Here is a 4,571-nt window from a genome sequence, read left to right on the forward strand (position 1 = left end):
AACAACCCACGGGTGGGGGCGCGCGGCCCCCAAAAAAATCCCCGCTGCCACCCCCCGCCCCCTACCCCCCCCGAGGGGCGCCCCCCCCCGCTCCTACGGAGAGCTTGCCTTTACTTCGGGCAGCCTTCGTCGCGACACGCCGTATACGCCTTCAATTGCTCAACCCGCACTTTGGTCTGCGCGGACAGGCATTGCGCCTGCACCAACGGCCACATGCTCCCGCCCTCCTCCCGTTTGCCGGCCTGATACTGGCAATCGGCGTCGCGAAACGCGATCCACTTCTTCTGCGCATCCTGCAGGGCTTTCTTGCGCGCCGGCGTCTTCAGATAGCCCATCTGCGCGTTGTATTGGGTGTTCAATTCCGCGTCCAGCGCCTTGTATTCCTGGCTCGCGCATTGATTCATAGACGCCTGATTGGCGTCGCAGTCCTGGGCCTGGGCCGAGCAACCGATGCCCAGCGCCATCAGCATGCCGACCGCGATCATCCTGTACTGCATGTCTCATCTCCTTTCAGTGAACAACGCCAAACGTCAATCCAGCATGCCGACGTAACCCGGCTGCTGCTTGACCCGCGCGAGCCAGGCTTGAATCGCCGGGAACTGCGCCAGGTCGAAGCCGCCCTGATCGGCAACATGGGTGTAGGCGTACAGCGCGATGTCGGCGATGGAGAAACTGTCACCCACCAGAAACGGCGTGCGCAGCAACTGTTGCTCCATGACTTTCAGCGCCTTGTTACCGCGCCGGTGCAGCGAGTGGTATTCCTCCATCCGCTCCTCCGGCAGCCCCAGATAAAACTGAATGAAGCGCGCCACCGCGAGGGTCGGCTCATGGCTGTACTGCTCGAAGAACTGCCACTGCAGCATTTGCGTGCGCAGGCGCGGCTCGGTCAGCAGGTAAGGCGTGCCTTCGGCGAGGAAGTTGAGAATCGCGTTGGACTCCCACAGGCAGGTGCCGTCTTCGAGTTCAAGCACCGGAATCTTTCCGTTCGGGTTCTTCGCCAGAAACGCCTCGGTTTCGGTCTCGCCCTTGAGAATGTCCACCGGCACCCACTCGTACTCCGCGCCGAGCAGGTTGAGCATCAGCTTGATCTTGTAGCAGTTGCCCGAGTTGTAATCGCCGTAAACCTTGTACATCAACCCTCTCCCTTCAATCGTGTGCCGTCAGTCGTGCCGGTCGTGCGTGTGCGTAATGTATCAGGCCACCTGTGAAAGCTGTGTTTGCCGAATGACGGCGGCAAGCCGCTTCAAACCTTCGTCCAGGCGCTCGGGGTCGATGTGGCTGAAGTTCAGCCGCAGGTAACCCGGGTTAGCGTCCGGATCGGCAAAAAACGGCTCGCCCGGCATGAACGCCACGTTCTGCGCCAAGGCGCTGTCGAGCAAGGTGCGGGTGTCGAGCTTGTGCTTGAGGGTCAGCCAGAAGAACAGGCCGCCTTGTGGGCTGTTCCATTCCGCCAGATCGGCGAAGTGCCGCTGCAGACCGCCTTCGAACGCATCGCGGCGGGTGCGATAGAAGCTGCGCAGTTCCAGCAGATGCTGCTCGTAGTGCTCACTGCCGATCCACTGCAACGCCTGCCATTGGCCGACCCGATTGGTGTGCAGATCCGCCGATTGCTTGAGCTTGAGCAGATGCGGGAACAGATCGGGCGTGGCGATCAGGTAGCCGACGCGCAACCCCGGCATCAGGGTTTTCGACACGGTGCCGGTGTAGATCCAGCTGGCCTTTTTCAGACGACTGACGATGGGCCGCGCGCTGCCGCCGTCGAACGTCAGCTCGCGGTACGGCTCGTCTTCGATCAACGTGACGCCGAATTCGTCGAGCAACGCCGCCACTGCATCCCGCGCGGTTTCGCTGTAACGCACCGCCGACGGATTCTGGAACGTGGGAATCAGGTAGGCAAACGACGGCGAGTGCATCTCCAGGCGCTGGCGCAACGCGTCGAGGTCCGGGCCTTCGGCGAGCAGCGGCACGGTCAGGCAGTCGGCGCCGAACAGCTGAAAGATTTGCAGCGCGGCCAGATAGGTCGGCGCTTCGAGCAAGATCTCGGTGCCCTTGTCGATGTACAGCTTGGCGGCCAGATCCAGCGTCTGCTGGGAACCGCTGACGATCATCACCTGACTCGCGTCGCAGTCGATGCCCAACGCCCGCGCTTGGGCGGCCAGCGCCTCACGCAACTGCGGTTCGCCTTCGCTCATCCCGTACTGGCCGATGCTGCGGGGCATGTCAGACCACTCACTCTTCGGCAACATGGCCTCGGCCGGCAATCCGCCCGCGAACGACATCATCTCCGGGCGCTGGGCGGCGGCGAGGATTTCGCGAATCAGTGAACTCTTCAAACGGGTAACGCGTTCGGAAAATGGCATCGGATCACCGCTGGCGGAAAGAAAGGGGAATACGTCAAACTGGTTGACCGAAATTACGATGCCGCGCACGGATACGTCAATATGCTTGACCTTAAAAATTCATCCACCCAGCAAATTGCCATGGAAGCGTTTTTCTTCGGCTACCAAGCGTTCACCGCCAAGGCCGATGAAATGCTCGACCGCCGTGGGCTGAGTCGGGTGCACCAGCGCATTGTGTTTTTCATCGCCCGCTATCCGGGCCTGAGCGTGAAGGAACTGCTCGGCAAGTTGGGCGTAAGCAAGCAGGCGCTGAACACGCCGCTGCGGCAGTTGATCGAGATGGAGCTGGTGCTCAGCGTCGCGCCCGAGGACGACAAACGTAAGCGCCTGCTGGAGCTGACCGCCGAGGGCCGCACGTTTGAAGAGTCACTGCGCCGCGAGCAGGTCAAGCTGCTGCAACGGGTATTCGCTGAAGCCGGCCGCGAGGCGGTGGATGGCTGGCTGGCGGTGAATCAGGCGCTGGGCAACACGATGACCCGCGGCTGAACTGCCAGGTTGCAGGCTGCGGCCGAAACTGTGCCGACCAATGCGCCGATGGCTGTATTGCAACAGGGCCCGACCACTGCGTATAGGCTGGCAGCTCTGTTCAACCGTTGCGCCAAGGATAGACCCGCATGACTGACGTGCCCCTCGCGCCATTGCGACCGCTGACCGACTCTTCGCCCTCCGCCATCGTTGCCGGCTTCATCGCCATGATGACCGGTGTCACCAGTTCGCTGGTGCTGACGTTTCAGGCCGGTCAGGCCGCCGGGCTGACCTCCGCGCAGATCTCCTCGTGGATCTGGGCGCTGTTCATGGGCATGGCGGTGTGCAGCATCGGCCTGTCGCTGCGTTATCGCTCGCCCATCACCGTGGCGTGGTCGACGCCGGGCGCGGCATTGCTGATCACCAGCCTGGGCGGTGTCGCCTACCCTGAAGCCATCGGCGCATTCATCACCTGCGCTGTGCTGGTGATCATCTGCGGCGTCACCGGCAGCTTCGAACGGCTGGTCAAGCGCTTGCCGACGTCACTGGCGGCGGCCCTGCTGGCGGGGATTCTGTTCAAGATCGGCAGCGAAATCTTCGTCGCCGCGCAACACCGCACCGGCCTGGTGCTGGGCATGTTCTTCACTTACCTGATCGTCAAACGCTATTCGCCGCGCTACGCCGTGCTGGTGACCTTGCTGGTCGGTGTCGCACTGTCGGGCATGCTCGGCCTGCTGAACTTCAGCGGCCTCGCCCTGGAAGTGGCGATGCCGGTATGGACCACGCCTTCGTTCTCCATCGCTGCGACCGTCAGCATCGGCATTCCGCTGTTCGTCGTCGCCATGACCTCGCAGAACATGCCGGGCGTCGCGGTGTTGCGCGCAGACGGTTATCAGGTCCCCGCCTCGCCCCTGATCACGGCCACCGGCCTCATCTCGCTGATCACCGCACCCTTTGGCGCCCACGGCATCAACCTCGCGGCGATCAGCGCCGCAATCTGCACCGGCCCCCACGCCCACGAAGACCGCGACAAGCGCTACACAGCGGCGATCTGGTGCGGGATTTTCTACGCCATCGCGGGGGTGTTCGGCGCGACGCTGGCGGCGTTGTTCGCGGCGTTTCCCAGGGAATTGGTGCTGTCGATTGCCGCGCTGGCGCTGTTTGGCTCAATCATCAACGGCCTGACCGTGGCCATGAACGAGCCAAAGGAACGCGAAGCAGCGCTGATCACCTTCATGGTCACTGCGTCAGGGCTGACGCTGTTTTCCATCGGTTCGGCGTTCTGGGGGATTGTCGCGGGGGTGTTGACGCTGCTGATTCTCAACTATCGCAAATGACCGCTCGCGGCGTGCCACTCTTCCGTAGGAGCGCGCTTGCCCGCGAACGCGATCTGCCTGCTGCATCAATGTCGTCTGACTCACCGAGAATCGCGGGCAAGCCACTCTTCTGTAGGAGCGCGCTTGCCCGCGAACGCAATCTGCCTGCTGCATCAATGTCGGCTGACTCACCGCAATCGCGGGCAAGCCACCTTCTGTAGGAGCGCGCTTGCCCGCGAACGCGATCTGCCTGCTGCATTAATGTCGGCTGACTCACCGCAATCGCGGGCAAGCCACTCTTCTGTAGGAGCGCGCTTGCCCGCGATTGCAATCTACATGCTGCATCAATGTCAGCTGACTCACCGAGAATCGCGGGCAAGCCACTCTTCTG

General features: G+C 62.5%; 5 protein-coding genes. 2 read left to right on the forward strand and 3 right to left on the reverse strand.

Annotation, left to right across the window (positions count from 1 at the left end):
• Window positions 1-110: 110 nt before the first annotated feature.
• From ACYAR8_RS22780 to ACYAR8_RS22790, 3 genes are read right to left on the reverse strand one after another with little or no spacing between them, the layout of a single operon-like run.
• Window positions 111-497, reverse strand: a complete 387-nt coding sequence (locus ACYAR8_RS22780; RefSeq protein WP_463581133.1) for a lysozyme inhibitor LprI family protein — start codon at window positions 495-497, stop codon at window positions 111-113.
• 33 nt (window positions 498-530) lie between these two features.
• The gene (locus ACYAR8_RS22785) at window positions 531-1,133 is read right to left on the reverse strand and encodes a glutathione S-transferase family protein (protein ID WP_074892803.1); all 603 of its coding nucleotides are present in this window, start codon (window positions 1,131-1,133) and stop codon (window positions 531-533) included.
• A gap of 60 nt (window positions 1,134-1,193) precedes the next feature.
• Window positions 1,194-2,360, reverse strand: a complete 1,167-nt coding sequence (locus ACYAR8_RS22790; RefSeq protein ID WP_463581134.1) for an aminotransferase-like domain-containing protein — start codon at window positions 2,358-2,360, stop codon at window positions 1,194-1,196.
• 81 nt (window positions 2,361-2,441) lie between these two features.
• On the opposite strand from ACYAR8_RS22790, the gene ACYAR8_RS22795 reads away from it, so the two are divergent.
• Together ACYAR8_RS22795 and ACYAR8_RS22800 are read left to right on the forward strand one after the other, a co-directional pair.
• Window positions 2,442-2,885, forward strand: coding sequence for a MarR family transcriptional regulator (locus tag ACYAR8_RS22795; RefSeq protein WP_108119565.1), 444 nt, complete (start codon window positions 2,442-2,444; stop codon window positions 2,883-2,885).
• Window positions 2,886-3,013: 128 nt separating this feature from the next.
• Window positions 3,014-4,201 (forward strand): benzoate/H(+) symporter BenE family transporter, encoded by a 1,188-nt coding sequence (locus ACYAR8_RS22800; RefSeq protein WP_463581135.1) that lies wholly within the window; start codon window positions 3,014-3,016, stop codon window positions 4,199-4,201.
• Window positions 4,202-4,571: the final 370 nt, after the last annotated feature.

Source organism: Pseudomonas sp. HP_01 (assembly GCF_055284355.1).

Bases quoted from the DNA above. Each gene is read 5' to 3' on its own strand.
- ACYAR8_RS22785 (WP_074892803.1), bottom strand. From the start codon at position 1,133: ATGTACAAGGTTTACGGCGATTACAACTCGGGCAACTGCTACAAGATC.
- ACYAR8_RS22790 (WP_463581134.1), bottom strand. From the start codon at position 2,360: ATGCCATTTTCCGAACGCGTTACCCGTTTGAAGAGTTCACTGATTCGC.
- ACYAR8_RS22795 (WP_108119565.1), top strand. From the start codon at position 2,442: ATGCTTGACCTTAAAAATTCATCCACCCAGCAAATTGCCATGGAAGCG.
- ACYAR8_RS22780 (WP_463581133.1), bottom strand. From the start codon at position 497: ATGCAGTACAGGATGATCGCGGTCGGCATGCTGATGGCGCTGGGCATC.
- ACYAR8_RS22800 (WP_463581135.1), top strand. From the start codon at position 3,014: ATGACTGACGTGCCCCTCGCGCCATTGCGACCGCTGACCGACTCTTCG.